General features: G+C 44.3%; 11 protein-coding genes. 5 read left to right on the forward strand and 6 right to left on the reverse strand.

Annotated features, from left to right (window positions below):
• Positions 1 to 2: 2 nt before the first annotated feature.
• A complete protein-coding gene (gene panB / locus GQ367_RS07125; RefSeq protein WP_215290288.1) occupies positions 3 to 833 on the forward strand; it encodes a 3-methyl-2-oxobutanoate hydroxymethyltransferase in 831 nt (276 codons plus the stop codon).
• Here panB and dnaJ read toward each other — a convergent pair.
• The 5 genes from dnaJ to hrcA form a co-directional block, all read right to left on the reverse strand.
• A complete protein-coding gene (gene dnaJ / locus GQ367_RS07130; RefSeq protein ID WP_215290289.1) occupies positions 830 to 1,969 on the reverse strand; it encodes a molecular chaperone DnaJ in 1,140 nt (379 codons plus the stop codon). The two genes, panB and dnaJ, sit on opposite strands and share 4 nt — an antisense overlap.
• A gap of 9 nt (positions 1,970 to 1,978) precedes the next feature.
• Positions 1,979 to 3,901, reverse strand: a complete 1,923-nt coding sequence (gene dnaK / locus GQ367_RS07135) for a molecular chaperone DnaK (protein WP_215290290.1) — start codon at positions 3,899 to 3,901, stop codon at positions 1,979 to 1,981.
• Positions 3,902 to 3,978: 77 nt separating this feature from the next.
• The gene (gene grpE / locus GQ367_RS07140) at positions 3,979 to 4,560 is read right to left on the reverse strand and encodes a nucleotide exchange factor GrpE (RefSeq protein ID WP_215290291.1); all 582 of its coding nucleotides are present in this window, start codon (positions 4,558 to 4,560) and stop codon (positions 3,979 to 3,981) included.
• A gap of 120 nt (positions 4,561 to 4,680) precedes the next feature.
• Positions 4,681 to 5,772: a ferrochelatase gene (gene hemH / locus GQ367_RS07145; RefSeq protein ID WP_215290292.1), complete on the reverse strand. Its 1,092-nt coding sequence runs from the start codon at positions 5,770 to 5,772 to the stop codon at positions 4,681 to 4,683.
• A gap of 9 nt (positions 5,773 to 5,781) precedes the next feature.
• The gene (gene hrcA / locus GQ367_RS07150; protein ID WP_215291920.1) at positions 5,782 to 6,804 is read right to left on the reverse strand and encodes a heat-inducible transcriptional repressor HrcA; all 1,023 of its coding nucleotides are present in this window, start codon (positions 6,802 to 6,804) and stop codon (positions 5,782 to 5,784) included.
• Positions 6,805 to 6,850: 46 nt separating this feature from the next.
• Between hrcA and GQ367_RS07155 the strand changes: the two genes are divergently transcribed.
• Positions 6,851 to 7,756, forward strand: coding sequence for an NAD kinase (locus GQ367_RS07155; protein ID WP_215290293.1), 906 nt, complete (start codon positions 6,851 to 6,853; stop codon positions 7,754 to 7,756).
• A gap of 2 nt (positions 7,757 to 7,758) precedes the next feature.
• Positions 7,759 to 9,426: a DNA repair protein RecN gene (gene recN, locus GQ367_RS07160; protein WP_215290294.1), complete on the forward strand. Its 1,668-nt coding sequence runs from the start codon at positions 7,759 to 7,761 to the stop codon at positions 9,424 to 9,426.
• On the opposite strand, the gene glnE is transcribed toward recN, so the two are convergent.
• Entirely contained in the window at positions 9,412 to 12,210 is a 2,799-nt protein-coding gene (gene glnE, locus GQ367_RS07165; protein WP_215290295.1) for a bifunctional [glutamate--ammonia ligase]-adenylyl-L-tyrosine phosphorylase/[glutamate--ammonia-ligase] adenylyltransferase, read from the reverse strand. The two genes, recN and glnE, sit on opposite strands and share 15 nt — an antisense overlap.
• Positions 12,211 to 12,263: 53 nt before the next feature.
• Between glnE and GQ367_RS07170 the strand changes: the two genes are divergently transcribed.
• Together GQ367_RS07170 and GQ367_RS07175 are read left to right on the forward strand one after the other, a co-directional pair.
• Positions 12,264 to 16,340 carry a YhdP family protein gene (locus GQ367_RS07170; protein ID WP_215290296.1) on the forward strand — a complete coding sequence of 1,359 codons (4,077 nt, stop codon included), beginning with the start codon at positions 12,264 to 12,266 and terminating at the stop codon, positions 16,338 to 16,340.
• A gap of 21 nt (positions 16,341 to 16,361) precedes the next feature.
• Positions 16,362 to 17,183 (forward strand): carbon-nitrogen hydrolase family protein, encoded by an 822-nt coding sequence (locus tag GQ367_RS07175; RefSeq protein WP_215290297.1) that lies wholly within the window; start codon positions 16,362 to 16,364, stop codon positions 17,181 to 17,183.
• Positions 17,184 to 17,188 lie beyond the last annotated feature (5 nt).

The following is a 17,188-nucleotide window of genomic DNA, read 5'->3' on the forward strand; positions in this document are numbered from 1 at the left end:
ACATGAGTTATTTACAAGAATCAGCCACCACGCGTGGACTTGTGACCATTTCTAAACTTCAAGAGATGCGTCAATCAGGCGAAAAAATCGCGGTTTTGACCGCTTACGATGCAAGCTTTGCCGCCCTCATGGATCAAGCTGGTGTTGATGTGATTTTGATTGGTGACTCCTTAGGCAATATTGTTCAAGGTGAAACCAGCACTCTGCCAGTCACGATTGAGCACATGGTTTATCACACCAGCTGTGTGGCCAAAGGACAAGCATCTGCTTTCCTAATTGCCGATATGCCGTTTGGATCTTATTCAACACCTGAGCAAGCCATGCAGAACGCGGCGCAATTGATGAGAGCTGGTGCCCACATGGTGAAGTTAGAAGGTGGAGCTTGGCTTGCAGAAACTGTGAAGTTTTTAGTTGAACGAAGTGTGCCTGTTTGCGCACACTTGGGCCTACTGCCGCAATCGGTTCACACTTTGGGTGGTTTCAAAGTTCAGGGCAAATCAATCGAATCAGCACAAACTTTGATCAATGATGCCAAAGCCTTGCAAGAAGCTGGGGCGCAACTGTTAGTTTTAGAAGCCATTCCATCAGAGCTTGGCAAAAAAGTGACTGAATCAATTCAAATACCAACGATTGGGATTGGTGCAGGGCCTGATTGTTCTGGTCAAGTATTGGTGATGCACGACATGTTGGGTGCATTCCCAGGCAGAAGTCCTAAATTTGTTAAAAACTTCTTAAGTGGCCAAAGCTCGATTGAAGAAGCATTCAAATGCTACGTCCAAGAAGTCAAAACCGGGAAATTTCCCGGTCCTGAGCACTGCTTTAAATCTGCTTAATTAAAAAAGTCTTTCACTCGGTCGACCCAACCCTTTTGTTGAGGGTTGTGTTTGGCACCACCTGATTTCAGACTTTCATCTAATTGCTTCAAGATATCTTTTTGCTCTTGATTGAGTTTCACTGGTGTTTCTACTTGAACATGGATGTACAAGTCACCAGGCAAAGATGTTCTCAAGCTCTTGATACCTTTTGATCTCAATCTGAATGTCTTGCCACTCTGAGTTCCTTCTGGAACATCAAAGCTGGCTTTGCCAGAAAGTGTTGGCACTTGAATTTCACCGCCCAAAGCTGCATCGATGAATGAGATTGGCATTTGGCAATGTAAGTCATCGCCATCACGCTCAAACACTGAATGCTCTTTGATATGAACTTCAACGTACAAATCGCCGCTTGGTCCACCATTCACACCAGGCTCACCATTACCAGCTGAACGAATTCTCATACCGTCATCAATACCCGCAGGGATTTTGACTTCGAGTGTTTTTTGAGATTTTGTTTTGCCAGCACCATGACATTTTTTACATGGCTTAGGTATGTGCTTGCCCGATCCATTGCATCGTGGGCAAGTCTGCTGCATAGAAAAGAAGCCTTGAGAAACTCTGACTTGGCCAGCGCCATGACAAGTTCCACATGTTTCAACTTTTGTACCGGGTTCAGCACCCTCACCGCCGCAATGTTCGCAGTTAGACCAACTTGGGACTCTGATCTGTGTCTCGTGACCATGAGCCGCCTCTTCAAGCGTGATCTCCATGCTGTAGCGAAGATCGGCACCACGATAGACCTGAGGTCCACCACGGCCACCGCGAGCACCAGCAGCGCCACCACCGAAGATATCTCCGAAGATGTCGCCAAAGGCGTCTGAAAAGCCACCAAAACCTTGACCACCACCCATGCCACCCATATTAGGGTCGACACCAGCATGACCATATTGATCATAGGCAGCGCGCTTCTGAGGATCAGATAGCATCTCATAAGCCTCTTTGGCTTCTTTGAATTTATCCTCAGCTTCTTTGCTATCAGGATTGCGGTCTGGGTGAAACTTCATAGCCAACTTACGATAAGATTTTTTGATCTCATCATCCGTGGCATTCCGAGCTACACCCAGAATCTCATAAAAATCGCGCTTGTTAGCCAAAACTATTCCTTACTTCTTGTCGTTTACTTCCTTGAATTCTGCATCAACGACATTGTCGTCCTTAGGTTTAGCATTATCACCGCCAGCTTGGGCTGCTTGGTTTTTTTCAGCCATCGCAGCATACACTTTTTCACCTAACTTCTGACTAACCTTGCCCAACTCTTCAGTTTTCGCAGTAATGGCATCTTTATCAGTGCCCTTGCCTGCTTCTTCCAAGTCTTTCATGGCCGCTTCAATTTTTTCTTTTTCATCAGCCTCTAAAGAAGCACCGTGCTCTTCAAGGGCTTTCTTGGTTGAATGAACCAAAGCTTCCGCTGTATTTTTGGCATCCACCATTTCACGCAACTTCTTGTCTTCTTCTGCATTTTCTTCGGCATCTTTGACCATGCGCTGAATTTCATCTTCAGATAAACCAGAGTTAGCTTTAATGGTGATTTTGTTTTCTTTACCAGTTGCTTTGTCTTTGGCGCCCACATGCAAAATACCGTTAGCGTCAATGTCAAAAGATACTTCAATCTGTGGTGTGCCACGTGAGGCTGGAGCAATACCTTCAAGATTGAATTCACCCAACACTTTGTTAGCTGAAGCCATCTCACGCTCACCCTGGAACACCTTGATGGTCACTGCAGGCTGATTATCTTCTGCTGTTGAGAACACTTGAGCATGCTTGGTTGGGATCGTGGTGTTTTTTGTGATCATTTTCGTCATCACGCCACCCAATGTTTCGATACCCAATGACAAAGGTGTCACGTCTAACAACAACACATCGGTACGATCGCCTGATAAAACTGCTCCCTGAATCGCAGCGCCTACAGCAACCGCTTCATCTGGGTTCACATCTTTACGTGGCTCTTGACCGAAAAATTCTTTTACTTTCTCTTGAACCTTAGGCATGCGAGTCATACCGCCTACCAAGATCACATCATGAATATCGCCCACAGAAACGCCAGCATCTTTGATGGCTGTGCGGCAAGGATCAATCGTGCGAGAAATCAAGTCATCAACCAAAGACTCTAATTTTGCGCGAGTCATTTTGATGTTCAAATGCTTAGGGCCTGATGCATCAGCCGTAATGTATGGCAAGTTAATGTCTGATTGAGCGCTTGATGACAATTCAATTTTCGCCTTCTCAGCAGCTTCTTTCAAACGCTGCAAAGCTAACACGTCTTTTGAAAGATCCACGCCTTGTTCTTTTTTGAACTCATCAATGATGTAATCAATGATGCGTTGGTCAAAGTCTTCACCACCCAAGAATGTGTCACCGTTCGTTGACAACACTTCAAATTGCTTTTCGCCATCCACATCAGCAATCTCAATGATTGATACGTCAAACGTACCACCACCCAAGTCATAAACCGCAATCTTGCGATCGCCTTTTTCTTGCTTGTCCAAACCAAAAGCAAGTGCTGCTGCAGTTGGTTCGTTGATGATGCGCTTAACATCTAAGCCAGCAATACGGCCAGCATCTTTGGTTGCTTGACGTTGGCTGTCATTGAAATATGCAGGCACAGTGATCACTGCTTCAGTGACTTCTTCACCCAAGTAATCTTCAGCCGTCTTCTTCATTTTGCGAAGAACTTCAGCAGAGATTTGTGGAGGGGCCATTTTTTTACCGCGCACCTCAACCCATGCATCGCCGTTATCAGCTTTTGCAATGGTGTAAGGCATCAAATTGATGTCTTTTTGAACTTCTTTCTCTTCAAACTTGCGGCCAATCAAACGCTTCACCGCATACAGTGTGTTGCGAGGGTTAGTCACGGATTGGCGCTTAGCAGGAGCACCCACCAAGATTTCGCCATCTTCCATATAAGCAATGATGGAAGGGGTTGTACGAGCACCTTCTGCGTTCTCAATCACTTTAGGGGTATTACCCTCCAAAATTGAAACGCAAGAATTTGTTGTTCCTAAGTCAATACCGATGATCTTTGCCATGCTTAACTCCTAAAAATTGTTTTATGTATGTAATTTGGGGATGAATGATCTGATTTCAAGGCCTGGTTTGTTTGGCCTTACTTGGGTTGACTAACAGTCACCAAAGCAGGTCTTAAAACGCGGTCTGCAATCAAATAGCCTTTTTGCAAGACAGTCACAACAGTATTGGCCTCTTGTTCATGAGGAACCATTGCAATCGCTTGGTGGCGATGAGGATCAAATTTCTCGCCAACAGGGTTGATCTCTAAAACTCTGCCTTTTTCCAAAGCAGAAACTAATTGCTTGAGGGTTAACTCGATGCCCTCTTTCATTTTGGCAGAGTCTGCACCACTGTCTGTTAAGGCAGCATTCAAGCTATCCAAAACGGGCAATAAATTCTCAGCAAACCCTTCAATGGCAAATTTATGGGCCTTGGCCACATCTTCCATTGAACGTCTGCGGGCATTTTCTACTTCAGCCTTGGCACGCAAGAACTGGTCCTGAAACTCTTTGATTTGAGCTTCCAAAGCCAAAATGGTTTCTTCAGGCGTCAAAGGGGCTTTGGCTGCATCAGCAGCACCAGATACGTCTGATTCTTTCGCAGCCTGATTCAACTCATTGATTTCATGAGTATTTTCTTGTGAAGTTGAAGGTGCTTCTTGGTTTTTATCTTGGCTCATAGGTCATTTATTCGTGTAATAAATGACCATATAGGGCCTAAAAATCAGATTTCAAGGCCCTATCTTCACTTTATCTTTACTTTATTTTTGCTTTATCTTGGCTTTAACTTGGCTTTAACTTTATTTTTTATCAGCCAACGCCGCCGCTCTTTGCATGCTCAAAGCCAAAGCTTGCTCTGACTCTGGCACTTGTGGCCAACCACCCAAATGTTCATTGGCTATTTCTGACAAACCAGAAATCCATGCTGGGCTGTTATTCAAACAAGCAATGTAGTGATACTCACCGCCACCGGCTGTCAAAAATTCATCGCGCACTTCCATGGCGATCTCTTCCAATGTTTCCAAACAATCAGCCGGGAAACCTGGGCAAAAAATATCCAAGCGACGAGTTTTTTGATGACCCAATGATTCAACTGTTGGTGCCGTGTATGGTTTTAACCACTCAGCTTTACCGAAACGAGATTGGAATGTCACCATCGCCTCTTCAGCAGTTAAACCCAAAGCCTCGCGAAGTAAACGACCGGTCTTATGGCATTCACAGTGATAAGGGTCACCCTTATCCAAAGTTCTCTTAGGCACACCATGGAATGAAAACAACAATTTATCGCCAGCAGCAAAGTCAGGGCGACCATGAGCTTGCCAATAAGTTTCAACCTGTTCTTTGAGTGCGTTGATGTAGCCTGGGTGATCGTGATAGTGCTTGATCAAACGAAGCTCTGGCTGATTGCGCCAGCCACTCACAATTCTAAAAACTTCATCAAAGGTAGAAGCGGTGGTCGTTGCTGAGTACTGAGGGTACAAAGGCAAGATCAACAATCTTTCCATGCCTTGCGCTTCAAGTTTCTTTAAAACAGATTCCATGCTTGGGTTGCCATAACGCATGGCAAGATCAACTAAAACATCTTTGCCTTGTGCAATGAACTTTTGCTCCAAAGCTTTGGCAGTATTTTTTGAGTGCACCAATAATGGCGCCCCACCATCAGGACCAGGCATCCAAACGCTGGCATATTTTTTTGCTGATGCGCCTGAGCGAATCGGCAAAATAATCAGATTGAGAATGCACCACCAAATAACTTTAGGTATTTCAACCACGCGTGGATCAGATAAAAATTGCTTGAGATACGGCTTCACAGCTGCAGCAGTTGGAGCATCTGGCGTACCTAGGTTAATCAACAAAACTGCTGTGCGTTGCGCTTGGCGACTAATGGCCATAAAACTTCCTCACTTATTAAAAATGCCGCTACTCAAAGCGCTTGATAGTAATTTTGACGTGATATCAACAATCGGTATCACTCTCTCATATGCCATACGGGTTGGGCCAATCACTCCCAAGGTACCAACAATTCTTCCATCCACACTGTACGGTGCCGTGATCACTGCCATGTCTTCCATGGGCACCAACTCACTTTCACCACCGATGAATACTTGAACACCTTCAGCTCGAGAAGAAACATCCAATAGCTGAAGCAACTCGGTTTTCTCTTCAAACATACCAAACAATTGTTTCAACTTAACCATGTCAGAAGAAAGATCACCAACGTTCAACAAACGTCTTTCGCCTGAGATGATCATGTTTGAATCTGGCTTGGCATTTTCTGCGCCCACCTTTAAAGCGGCTTCCATCAAAGACGAGATGCCTGAGCGGATACCTTCTAACTCTTGGCGCAATTTTTCTTTGACTGCAAAGAAGCTCAGCCCCGCAAATTGACTGTTCAAATAATTACTGGCTTCAATCAATTCAGATGGGCCGTAGTCTCGCTCGGTCAGAATAATTCTGTTTTGCACATCACCTTCAGGCGTCACCAAAATTAAAAGCACACGCTTCTCTGACAACCTCAAAAACTCAACCTGCTTAAAAACTTCTGAACGTCTTGGGGTCATCACGACCCCGGCAAAATTAGATAAGTTAGATAAAACCTGGGCTGCTGCTGCCACCACTCTTTGCGGAGCGTCTGCCTGAATAGCATCTTGTGCTTCGTGAGCCATGATTTCTTCGACTGGCTTGACGGTGAGCATCGTGTCAACAAACAGTCGATAACCCTTGGGCGTTGGAATGCGCCCAGCAGAAGTGTGCGGACTGGCCACAAAACCCATATCTTCCAGGTCAGCCATGACATTGCGTATCGTCGCAGCAGACAAGTCCAAGCCTGAAAATTTAGACAAAGCGCGAGAGCCAACGGGCTGGCCGTCGGCAATATAGTGCTCAATCAGGGTTTTTAGTAGGCTTTTTGAACGGTCATCCATCATTTAGCAATTGTAGGGCTATTGGGGCTATGGTTTAATCATCAACATGTCAAATCTTAAGACAAAAAGCGCTCAAAGACATTTTAAAAAAATCGCCTTGGTAGGCAAATACCAGGCGGATGGCTTTGCGCACATGCTTTTAAACCTCTCCAACATCCTTAAAAACTTAGGGTGCGAGGTCTTTTTAGAGGCAGAAACAGCTCAAAACACCACGATTACTCAGATTCCGAGTATTGCAGCCAAAGAATTTAAGTCGAATATTGATTTGGTGATTGTCTTGGGTGGCGATGGCACGATGCTTGGCATCGCAAGACAAATTGCAGGTCAAGATGTTCCTTTGATTGGTATCAATATGGGTACCCTTGGTTACATGACTGACATTCCACTCCAAGATGTGGAATTGGTTTTAACCGAAATGTTCAAAGGTCACAATGAATCTGATATCAGGTATTTGCTTGAGGCTGAAGTTTTCAGAAACGATCAAGTCATAGGTTCAGGCTCTGCCTTGAATGATGTTGTTGTGAATCGTTCTGGTATCTCAGGCATGCTTGAACTCACTGTTCGAGTGAATGGTCAGTTCATGTACAACCAACGATCTGATGGTTTGATTGTGGCAACACCCACCGGCTCAACAGCCTATGCGATGTCTGCAGGCGGTCCAATTCTTCACCCATCAGTGGCAGGCGTGGTGCTAGCACCTATTGCTCCTCACGCTCTCTCTAACCGCCCGATTGTTTTGCCAAGTGACTCATTGATTGAAATTGAATTAATTGGTGGCAAAGATGTCAGCGTTAACTTTGACATGCAATCACTCACGCAACTACAGGTGGGCGATCAAATCAGAATCAAGCAATCTCAAAAAACAATCACGCTGCTTCATCCAATTGATCACAGCGATTACAGGGCTCTTCGACAGAAGTTGCACTGGAACGAACACCCTTCTTCTTTCTAACCATGTTACGCAGCTTATATATTCGCGACTTTGTGATTGTCGATGAACTAGACATCGATTTAGAAAGTGGCTTCACCGTTCTTACTGGCGAGACTGGTGCAGGCAAATCTATTTTGCTCGACGCACTTTCTTTGGCCATGGGAGAACGAGCAGATCCAAGCCAAATCAGAGAAGGTAAAAATCGTGCAGAGATATCTGCAATTTTTTCCTTGAGCGACCCTCTTAAAAAAATCATTTCCGCTTGGCTAGAAGAGCAAGACTTCGCCACCGAAGATGATGGTTCAACCATCATTCTCAAAAGAGTGATTGATACTTCTGGGCGCAGCAAAGCTTTCATCAATGGTGGCACAGCGACATTGAGTCAACTCAAAGAACTTTCAAGCTTCTTGGTTGATATCCACGGACAGCACGCACATCAATTACTTCTTAAGTCTGGCGCCCAAAGAGATCTTTTAGACAATCAAGCCAACCTTGATGGGTTGGTTGCAGAAGTCAAACAACTGTATCAAGCCTGGCAAACAGCCAAGAAGCAATTAGAACTTGCAAAGAATGCTGGTGAGAACTTACAAAAAGAACAAGAACGTTTGGCATGGCAGCTTGAAGAACTCGATGCACTAGCACCACAAGCTGGTGAATGGGCAGAGATTGAGCAAGATCATGCGCGCTTAGCGAATGCAGCAAAACTCATTGAAGGCTCGCAAAACGCTATTCAAGCGCTGCAAGACCAAGAAGGCAATGCTGAAGAGCTACTCTCGAAGGCATTTAATGAGATTACCGATTTAGCCAAACTGGATAGCAATTTAGAAGATGCAAAAATTGCCATTGAATCCGCTCAAATACAAATTGGTGAAGCAAGTCACAGTCTGAATCGCTATTTACAAAAAATAGATGTCGATCCTGAGCGCTTAGCAACTGTTGAAGAGCGATTAAAAGCACTTCACAGCGCTGCTAAAAAATTCAAAGTGATGCCCAATGATCTTCCAGAAAAATGGGCAGAGATTCAGGAACAGGTCACTGCGATTAAAAACTCACAAGACTTAGGTGCACTTGAGCAAAATCTCAGCAAAACTTTAGCGGCTTACTTAAAGAGCGCTAAAAAGTTAAGCCAAGAAAGAATCGCGGCAGCAAAAACATTAGAAACTCTAGTAACAGCAGCCATGCAAGACTTGGCCATGGCAGGTGGTGTATTTGCAATCCAAATTGAAGCTCTCGAAGAAGGCAATGCTCATGGTTTAGAGCAAGTTGAATTCTTGGTGGCTGGTCACCCAGGCGCAACACCTAAGCCATTGGCAAAAGTAGCCTCTGGTGGCGAGTTGGCTCGAATCAGTTTGGCCATCAGTGTGATCACTTCTGAAGCAAGCCAAATCCCCACTTTGATTTTTGACGAAGTAGATTCAGGGATTGGTGGGGCCGTTGCAGAAACAGTTGGAAAGCGTTTAAAAGAATTAGGACAAGCGCATCAAGTCTTGTGTGTGACCCACCTACCTCAAGTGGCTGCAGAAGGTCATCAACATTGGAAGGTTGCAAAGCAAAGCCAAGACAATGTGACCATCTCAAGCATGCAAATCTTGAGCAGACAAGAACGCGTTGAAGAAATTGCCAGGATGCTGGGTGGCACTGAAATCACAGACACCACCAGACGTCACGCCCGAGAATTACTCGGCAGGTAACACTCTCTCCCAAAGCGCCTTAACGGTCGCGCGCGCCTCAAGCAAAGCGGCATCCATCTCTTCTTGAGAGACCCTGGTTTTATCAGCCCCATCCAATCTGATTCGATGCTGGTATTCACGATAAAGGCGATAAGCATTCGCAGCCTTCAATGCTTGATCACTTGGAATCAAACCTTCCTCACTGGCCAAAGATAACAAGGCGATATTTCCCAAGTTACCCAAAAGTATTGGGTGACCTTGGCTGAAACGCAAGACCAAATACTGAACAATGAATTCAATATCAACCATGCCACCACTGTCATGCTTGATATCAAATAAGCCTGAGTCATTGGGGTGGCCTTCGCTGACCTTTTGGCGCATCTCTAGAATTTCTCGCTTGAGTAAAGCTTCATTTCTTTCCTGAGCCAATACTTCTGATCTGATTTTTTCAAACTTCTCACCAATCGCCACATCACCGGCACAAAAACGTGCGCGAGTTAAAGCCTGATGTTCCCAAAGCCATGCAGAGTTATCACCCTCTCGCAATTGATAACGCCTGAATGAATCAATACTGGTCACCAACAATCCTGCTGCACCATTGGGTCTTAAACGAGTATCGATTTCAAAAAGAATGCCTGCCGAAGTAGACGCCGTGAGCCATGCGATCAAGCGTCTTGCAAACAAAGCGTAGATCTCCCCTGCCATCTGATCAGATTCCGGAGCATCGTACAAAAAGACAATGTCTAAATCTGATGCATAGCCCAGCTCTTTACCACCAAGCTTGCCGTAGGCAATCACTGCAAAGGAAGGCGGGATCACTTCATTTAACTGGAACTTCTTGGCCACCATTGGCCAAACTCTTTCCAGAGTCAAACCAAGAATCAAATCAGCCAAGGCAGACAATCGATCACTTACTTTTTCAATCGGTAATGGTTCATCTCGCCCAATACCCAATTCTGCTAACAAGGTCAGGAATGTCTCGGTGTGATGAACTTGCCTCAGAATATCCATGGCTTGCTCTGCTTGGTCCCCATTGTCCATCGCATCATCGAGCAAAATATTGACGTCAGCTTTGAGCTTTGTCCAATAAACGGCAGGATGGTCCTCTGGGGTGTACTGACCTTGACCAGTCAATAAGTCATCCAATAAGTGTGGGTGCTGAATCAAATAATCAGTGCCCCACTTAGAAGCTGAAATCAATGAGATCAGCCTACTCAAAATATGAGGGTACTCACTCAATAACGCAAGATACGATGCACGCCTAGAGATTGAATCCAATAAATTCATCATTCTCACCATGACCTCATCCGATCTTGATAAGGCCCAACCCTGCTGCTCGACATAACTCATCGCTGCAGACATTGATTGCGTGAACTTTCTTCTCGATGAGTCAGATAATGAGCGCCAACGCGCACTGCCCCACCACTCATTCCATTTCTCAGTCAAAGCCAAATACTCAGCAGGTGGCGTCCACACCGCGAGATTGGCGCCATCTTCATCAACTTCTGCTTGATGCTTTTTCAACACAAAAGCATCGGCAAATAATTTGGCCACATTGTCTCGGTGTTGTGCCAATTGCTTTTTGAACTCATCCAAGGTGGCATGACCCATCGCCAAACCCAATCTTTGCTGAGAAGCATCATCTCCAGGCAGGTGATGCGTTTGAGCATCTTCCCAATACTGCAGGCGGTGCTCCAACTTTCTAAGATAGGTATAAGCATTGGTCAGCTGATCAAGCTCCACTTGACCAATCAACTGACGCTCAAAAACAGCTTTCAAAACTTCTAAAGTCGGACGAATTCTCAAACCTGGGTCTTGACCGCCGCGCACCAACTGAAACATTTGCGCCATGAATTCAATTTCACGAATTCCACCACGCCCCAACTTCACATCCGCGGCCCTTTCTGGATGCAACAGACTGCGCTTTTCAGCTTCCTGCTGAATTTGCCCATGCAGCTCTCTGATCGCAGCAATCACGCCAAAATCAAGATAGCGTCTGTAGACAAAAGGTCTGACTAAGTCTTGCAAACCTTTTTGGCATCTTTCATAAGCAGACATATCAGGCAAGGGATAAATCATCCGTCCCTTGATCCATGCATACCTCTCCCATTCACGACCTTGAACACAGAAGTATTCTTCGAGCATTCCCAAGCTACAAACCAGAGGACCAGAATCGCCATTGGGTCTTAGGCGCATATCCACTCTGAATATAAAACCTTCGGATCTCAGCTCACTCAACAAGGCAATCAGGCGTTTACCAACCCGGGTGTACCACTCTTGATGAGAAATACTTCTTGAACCGCCCTGAGTTTCACCCTCCTCCTCATACAAGAAGACCAAATCAATGTCAGATGAGACATTGAGTTCACGCCCACCAAGCTTACCCATGCCAACAATCATCATGGGCGAGTAATCTCCATGATGATTGAGCGGCTCACCAACCATTGGCTTGATATCTTGTCGGATCGCTTCGATTGCCACGGCAGTGACCTTTTCAGCAAAGCAACTCATGGCCTGCGTCACTTCTTGAACATCCGCTGCGCCATTAAAATCTCGGGCAGCGATCAGCAACATGAACTTCTGGCGTGCGAGACGTAAATTAGCCGCTAAATCATCAATACTTTGCACTTGATCTGCCTGACTTGGCAGCGCAGCCCTTAACAAACCATCAATCACAGCTTCGCTCACAGGGCTTGCAGCCATTTCGCCAATTTCCAAAGACCACTCTGGGCGGGCAGTAAGCCAACGCACGGCATAGGCTGAATGGTCTAAAAGTAAGGAAAGTTTTGAGTGAATTGTTGTCATAGGTATCATGTTATCGCTATCAATACCTGCTCGGCTACAGCATAATTATAAAAATGTCATGGTTATCCAATTTCAACCCCCTAGGAAGCATCCGTCAGCTTAAAGTTGACGAGTACAGACTTGCCATTTGGAAAAAAAGAGCTCAATGGCTACTTTTGTTGATTGCCCTGCTTTTTGTTTCTGCCCAACTGCTGACGCGCTTTTATATCTGGCCACAAGTTGAAAAAAATAAAGCTTCTTTTGAGCAGGTAATCAGTCAAACGCTGGGCGTTCATTTAAAAATAGAAAAAATTGAAACTGGCTGGGATTTTCTTTGGCCAGCATTCAAAATTGACAATATCAAGGTTTATGAGCTTGATGATTCCAATACGCCCAAACTAAGCATCCCTCAAGTAACGGGAAAGTTATCTTGGGAGACTCTATGGAAACTAGAACCTCATTTTCATGAACTGAGCTTCGATGATGCTTCGATTGAGATACAAAGAGATTCAAAAGGTAACTGGAATATTGCTGGCATCAAACTGGATCAATCAAGTGCTGGTTATAAATTTGGTAATTGGTTATTTGAACAAGACAGCATTGAAATTAAGAATGCCAAAATTAATTGGCTTGATCAGCGCTTTCAAAGCAGTCAATATTCTCTAGAAATAGAATCCCTGGAATTAAAGAATGCTTGGTTCAAGCATTCCATTGATCTAAATATCAAAACACCATGGCATTCAAATACCGCATCCATCAAGGCGGATTTCAGACACAGTATTTTTGGTAATGCCGGCAACTGGAAAGACTGGGTTGGCAGACTTGAGTGGCAAATCAACGAACTGAACATCGCCAAGGTCAATCAATTATTTGATAGTCCAATCGATGTTATTTCTGGCCAACTCAACTCTCAAGGACGTACCTACATCGATGATGGCGCACTGGATGGCGGCTCAACAAAACTTGCTGCACAAAATCTTCACATTGAATGGCCGCGCCTTGGTGCACCGCTGAAAATTGCAAAAGTTGACGTAGAACTCGAGCAAAAGACTTCTGGCAAAAAAATGTCTGTCAGCGCTCCTTTACTCAAGTGGCAAGTGAATGAGAAATCTGCCTCAAAGGAACTTAACGGCATCAGCATTTACTGGGATATGGCCGCCAATATCGATGCGATCACTCACGCTGGAGTTAAAGCGGATGAGATTGATATTAATCTGGTTGAGCAACTAGCGAAACAATTCCCCCTTCCAAAAGACATCACTGAATTCATCAAGCAATATCAACCTTCAGGGATGCTAAAGAATTTAGATGCCAATTGGCATGCGGAGGCGAGCAAGCTGCCGTTCAATATCAAAATTCCAGGATTCAATGAATCTCATTACAAACTCTCATTTGATTTTGAAAAAGCCTATCTCAAGCCTGAGAAAAAAGGCCTGCTCTCAATAGCCAATCTAACTGGCAGACTCTATGCAACCGAGCTTGGCGGTGAGCTTGCCCTGGATAGTGAAGATACATTCATCACCCTTCCTCAGATTTTAGAAAACGACAATCTGGCCCTGGACTTGATCGAGGGAAAAATCAAATGGCTTAAAAAAGATGCTGGCCTTGAATATCAAGTCAGCAAGCTAAAACTAAAGAACGATTCAGCCAATTTGATCTTTGATGCCAACTACAAAGCTAAAACCGCCAAAACTCCCGCTGATCTTTACGTCAAAGCAGACATTCTGGAAGCAAGCGTCAAAAACTTAACCAGATACTTCCCACTGGAGATGTCAAAGACTGCAAGAACCTACTTGAATGCAGCGCTGAAAGAGGGTCGCGTACGCAATGGTCAAATCCACATTCATGGTGATCCACTGCACATTCCATTTGACACCAAATTCCCCGGTATTTTTGAGCTCAACTTACCGATTGAGCAAGTTCAATACTCACCGGCTCCCACTGCTGATAAAAAGCAGGGGCAATGGTCAGACTTTTCAGATGTACACGGTACTGTTTTATTCAAAGGCCCACAACTTCAGCTTGATTTGAAAAGAGCTTCTTTTGAAAGTGTTCAGCTAACTGATATTGAAGGTGTTGTTGAAAATATTGTTAGCCCAACTGCCACATTAAAAATCAACGGCGTTGCCAAAGGCGCGAGTCAAGAATTACTCAAGTACTACGTTGACAGTCCCTCAGGAAAAAGCATTGAAGCCATCAGTAAAAAAATTGAGATCTCAGGCAATGCTCAATTAAAAATAAACATTGATATGCCGCTCAATGACACCAAAGAAACAAAATTACAAGGTGAAGTGAAGCTCGATCGAAATCAGGCCAGAATTAACCAAAGACTAGATGTGCAAGAAATATCAGGCGATATTTTATTTTCTGAAGAAAACATCATTGGCCGAAATCTAAGAGCGCAATTGCTGGGTGGTGAGCTTTTGATCGATAACGCGAACAAATTACCTTGGCAAACATCATCAGACATGAAGGTTTCAGGCAAGGTTGATATCGATCAATTAATCCAGGCTTTAAACACTTCAAGCTCATCTGAAGTTAAAAAAATACAAGCGCAGTTGAATGGTTTGATTTCTTACGACGGAAAGCTTGCCATTCGCTCGAAGGGCTATCAGCTAGATTTGAGTCTAAAGCTCGATCAACTCAACTCTCAATTCCCAGCCCCATTCAATAAAAAATCTGGTCAAGCGCTAACTGGTCAATTTAATTTAAGTAATTTAAGTGAGAGCTCAGATAAGGCGACCTCAGGTCAATTAAAGCTAGGCAAAATCATTGATGCCAAGTTTCTCTCTAGCGCCAATCAAAAAGTTCGCCTTGGCCTTGGCATCAACGCCCCTGGATACATCCCACAACAAGGTTTTTCAAGCACCATTGTTTTAGACCAGCTGGATGTGTCAGCTTGGCAAAACTGGCTCGATAAAAACTTCCCTGAATCACCTAAACAAGCAAATGCCAATGCTTCGACCGGTTCAGATTTTGATATTGACACTGTTTCAGCAAAAATTAAAAACCTTAAATTGGCTGATAGATCATTCAAAGATGTTGCCATCCAAGCCACTCACGACAAAGACCAATGGCATGCCAGCATTCAATCACCAGTTGCCAAAGGTTTGGTGCAGTGGAAATCAGCGCGCGCCGGCTTCCCTCAAGGAAAGCTAACAGCACGCCTTCAGCAGTTAGTGATTGAAAATACCGAGTCTGGCGACACCCTCACCAAGGGTGTCAATAAACGCATTCAAAAGATTCCGGCTTTAGACATTCAATCTGATGAGCTTATTTTTAATAATAAGTCTTATGGAAAAATGGAATTACTTGCCAGCAATGATAAAAATGACTGGAAGATTGAAAAGTTATTTTTGAAAACAGCTGATGCACAAATCAATGCAACCGGCAGATGGATTCTTCCCAAAGAAACCAAGCAGTTGAATGCTGGAAAAACAGAATTGAATTTTGATTTAGATATCAATAATGCTGGCAAGCTTTTATCGAAACTGGGCTATCCAAAAACGATTGATGATGGCTCGGGCAAGCTGGTTGGACAAATTCATTGGGCCAATGCCCCTTACAAATTTGATATCAAGTCTTTGAATGCGGAACTATCTCTAGATCTGATCAAAGGAACTGTTTTGCAAGTCGATCCAGGTGTTGCACGATTGCTTGGCGTTCTCAGTTTTCAAGGCTTAAGCAGAATTGCCACATTGGATATTGGTGGAGTACTCAAACCAATTGTGACCCAAGGCACTCCTTTTGACAGAATCACTTCAACTGGCTCCATTAATAATGGCATTGCCAACATCAAAGATTTGAGTATGCGCGGGCCTCAAGGAAATATTCGCTTAACTGGCAAAGCTGATTTGATTCAAGAAAACCAAGACATCAGGATCACGGTTGTTCCTAACTTTAATGCTGGCTCCGCTTCTTTGGCTTATACATTCATTAACCCAATCATTGGTCTTAGCACCATGGTTGGTCAATACTTGATTGCAGACGAAGTTAGCAAGCTGTTCCAATTAGATTATCTTGTTCAAGGCACTTGGGCAAACCCGCAAATTATTGCGCTTGATAACAAGGGTAAGCCACTGGATGAGAAGCAACTAAAAGAGATTCGGGATAAATCTTTACTGAAGCAACAAACTCCCACCAAAAAGTAGATCAGAGTTAATATCAAGTTAATGAATCCAAATCAATTAACTGTTGCCGCAATTCAAATGACTTCAACTGCTTCTGTTGAGGAAAATTTACAAACGGCTCAAAAATTAATCCAAGCAGCAAAACAAGCTGGCGCTGATGTCATGGTCTTGCCGGAGTATTTTTGTTTGATGGGGCACACAGATCAAGACAAGGTCACCATCAGAGAAGATTTTGGTCAAGGCCACATGCAAGATGCTTTGAGCCTAATGGCGAAACAGAACCAAATTCATCTGATTGCCGGAACCATTCCCTTAACTGCTCAAACCAAGCATCAAGTTAAAAATACAAGCTTGGTTTTTGATCCAGAGGGTCAGGTTATCAGCAGGTATGACAAGATTCATTTGTTTGGCTTCAAGCAAGGCGCTGAAGAATACCAAGAGTCAAAAACGATTGAGCCTGGTTCACTACCTTGCAATTTCAGCATTCAAAAGAATGGTGTTGATTGGAAATTCGGCGTGACTATTTGTTACGACATTCGCTTTCCGGAGTTGTATAGGCAAATTGGCCCTGTTGATTGCCACATTATTTCAGCCGCCTTTACTCACACCACCGGCAAAGCTCATTGGGAGATCCTCCTAAGAGCAAGGGCCATTGAAAACCAATCTTACGTGTTAGCGAGCGCTCAAAGCGGCCAGCACACGAATGGCCGAAGGACATGGGGTCAAAGCATGCTGATCGATCCTTGGGGCGAGATTCAGTCGGAACTCAAAGAAGGTGAAGGATTTACCCTGGGTATTTTGGATAAGAGCAGAATTAATGAAATTCGAGCAAAATTACCCTCACTACAACATCGCACCATCTAAAGAAA

The sequence above is a fragment of the Polynucleobacter sp. MWH-CaK5 genome (genome assembly GCF_018687615.1).
Taxonomy (GTDB): Bacteria; Pseudomonadota; Gammaproteobacteria; order Burkholderiales; family Burkholderiaceae; genus Polynucleobacter.